Annotated in this window: 2 protein-coding genes; both read right to left on the minus strand. The window is 63.7% G+C overall.

Annotated elements, in window-relative coordinates:
* A partial coding sequence (locus EN750_RS26135; RefSeq protein WP_145967918.1) for a transglycosylase domain-containing protein occupies positions 1–2126 on the minus strand: 2126 nt, incomplete at its 3' end.
* 149 nt (positions 2127–2275) lie between these two features.
* Positions 2276–3127, minus strand: an 852-nt coding sequence (locus EN750_RS39610; protein WP_189526456.1) for an SGNH hydrolase domain-containing protein, incomplete at its 5' end; no start/stop codon positions are given.

Consider the following 3127-nt stretch of genomic DNA (forward strand, 5'->3'; position numbering starts at 1 on the left):
GTTTGGGCGGGACGGGCCGCGCGGACGGGCGCTTGGGCAACCGGCGCTGCTGGCCGCGCCGGTGCCTGCTGACCGACCGACGTCGACGGAACCGGCGCCGTGTTGTTCGCCGCGGGTATCTCGTCGGGGACGATTGTGTCGGCCGGCGTCGATTTCCAGGTGCCGGGCAGCGGCCGCACCGGCACACCTTCGTGGGCCGCAACCATGAACTCGTGCCAGGCCTGCGCCGGCAGTGCGCCGCCGGTGACCTTCTTCATCGCGCTGCCATCATCATTGCCGAACCACACACCAGTGGTGAGGTTGGCGGTGTAGCCGACGAACCAGGCGTCGCGCGAATTTTGACTGGTGCCGGTCTTGCCGGCCGATGGCCAGGCGAAAGCCGCTTTCCGGGCAGTGCCGATCTCAACCGTGCCCGTCATCATCGAGTTCATCATGCCGACGATCTCAGGCTTGACGACGCGCGGCGCGCTGCCGCCGCCGCTGTCGTAAAGCACTTTGCCCTCGGTGGTCGTCACGCGCCGGATGAAATGGATGTCCGGCTTGTAGCCGCCATTGGCAAAGGGGACATAGGCCGAGGTCAGCTCCAGCGGCGTCACTTCCGAAGTGCCGAGCGCGATCGAGGTGTTGGCTATCAGGTCGGACTGGATGCCCATGCGGTGCGCCGCCTCGACAACCGCGTTCGGCCCGACCTCCATGGTCAGTTGCGCCGCCACCGAGTTCAGCGACTTGGCCAGCGCGGTGGCCAGCGTCACCTTGCCGAAATACTTGCCGCCGTAATTGTCGGGTGTCCAGTTGCCGATCTTGATCGGCGCATCGTTGCGGATGCTGTCGGGCGTGCGACCGGCTTCGAGCGCGGCCATATAGACGAACGGCTTGAACGCCGAGCCCGGCTGGCGACGTGCCTCCGAAGCACGGTCGAACTGGCTCGTCGAATAGTCGTAGCCGCCGACCATGGCACGTACCGCACCGGAATCGTCGATCGACACCAGCGCGCCCTGTGTGACGTTGAGCTTCTTGCCGCTCTCGTCGATCAGTCTGCGGATCGACTGTTCGGCGAGCTTTTGCAGGTTGAGGTCGACGGTGCTGTCGATGACGATGTCGCCGCGCACATCGCCGATCAGGTCGGGCAATTCCTCCATGATGGTGTCGGCGACATAATTCTCCGAGCCGGTCCAGTAGGACGGCGCGCGCGTTGCCGGCGCGCTCATCGCCGAGGTCATTTCCTTGGCGCTGATCTTTCCCTCGTCACGCATGGCGGCAAGCACCAGTTGCGAGCGTTCCTCGGCCGCCTTCGGATCGCGTGCCGGGGACAGCCGCGACGGCGCCTTCAACAGGCCGGCAAGCAATGCGGCTTCCGACAGGGTGACGTCGCGCGCGCTCTTGCCGAAATAGCGGCGCGAGGCGGCCTCGACGCCATAGGCGCCGGAACCGAAATACACCCGATTCAGGTACATTTCGAGGATCTGGTCCTTGGTGTGCTTGTGCTCCAGCCACAGCGCCAGCAGCACTTCCTGCACCTTGCGTTCCAGCGTGCGGTCGGGTGTCAGGAACAGGTTCTTCGCCAATTGCTGGGTCAGCGTCGAACCGCCCTGCGAGAAACGCCCGCCCAGCACGTTGGTGACCATGGCGCGCGACAGACCGATCGGGTCGATGCCGAAATGCGAGTAGAAGCGCCGGTCCTCGATGGCGATGACGGCTTCCGGGATATAGGGCGACATCTCATGCAGGCCGACGGCCTCGCCGCCGCTCATGCCGCGATTGGCGAGCAATTGGCCATCTGCCGAGACGATCTTGATGTTGGGGGCGCGGTCGGGAATCGACCAGGTCGTCGCCGCCGGCATCTTGGCGCCATAGTAGACGACGATGCCGGCCACCGCGATGCCGCCCCAGATGGCGAACACGAAGCACCAGTAGAACAGCCGGCCGAGCACACCGAACAGGCCGCGCCGGCTTCTGCCGCGCTTGGCCCGCGACGATTTCCCTTTGGCCGGCTTGCGTTTTGCGGAGGCTTTGCGATTGCTCGGCACGACGCGATCCTCCTCGTTCACCGAAAGACCCGCCGCGGACCGCGCCTGCGGCGGCCCCTCGAAACTGGGTTCGATGCGACTGTCCCTGCGGTTCGCCATGCGCTGTGCTTGATATCCCCGATGCCTATGGCGTTCGGGTTGAAGAGTAGATGCGGCGGTTTAAAGGCGGGTTAAGTCGTGTTCGAATGCCGGCCCTGGCGTTGGTCAACGATGTTGATGCGAAAAAGCCGCTACGCCTTGATATCTCGCTAGAGACCCGCCGCCTTCGCCAGATAGGGCGCCAGCGCCAGCGCATAGGTGGCCGTCATATGGTGATGGTCGCGCCAGACGATGATGTTGCCGACCACGGCCGAACAGCTGTCCTTGCCACATAAGGCATCGTTCATGTCAACGACACGGACCCCCGGCAATGTCCCCGCGGCGAGGGCGAAGACATCACTCGTCTCCACCTCCTGTCGCGCGTTGACGCATTTGTCGGGATCGGCGGCCAGGCAATCACCGGGATCGAACTTGACGAAAGGCGTGTTACGAATGGCGATAATGCGCACGCCGGCACTGTTCAAGTCGCTCCAGATGCTGCGCAAACCGTCGATCATTGCCGGCTCCGGTGTGTCGGAATAGCGAGACTGGCTGGTGAACATCAGGTCTGGCCGCAATTTCCTGATCTCGGCGAGAACGTTGTCGCGCCATGTTGCGCAGGCCTCATACGGCTTACCGTCATCCGTCACAGCGGCAAGGGTGAAAGGGCATGCAGCCTTGGTGAAGGTGACCAATTTCCACTTGCGGTCCCTGGCAATCTTGTCGATGGCCGGGATCCATTGTGCTGCGTGTGAATCGCCTGTGACGACAATGGTTCTGGTTCCCTGGGGATCGCCGAGCTGGCAGCCCACAGCTTGCGTGCTGTCCTGCTCCTGATGGCATTTCAGTCGATAGACGATCGGTACGTCACGCCTGAGTTTGCCGAGGGATGGCAGCAGTTGCACGTCGCGCGGAACCGAAGCGTTGGCAAGCAGCGCTGCCGGCCCTGGATAATTCGGTGTTCCGATCAGGCTGATATCGACGTCTTGCCTGTCGAGCGCATAGCCGAGCCCACCCGACAC

Origin of the sequence: Mesorhizobium sp. M7A.F.Ca.ET.027.03.2.1, assembly GCF_003999175.1 — a bacterium.
GTDB lineage: Bacteria > Pseudomonadota > Alphaproteobacteria > Rhizobiales > Rhizobiaceae > Mesorhizobium.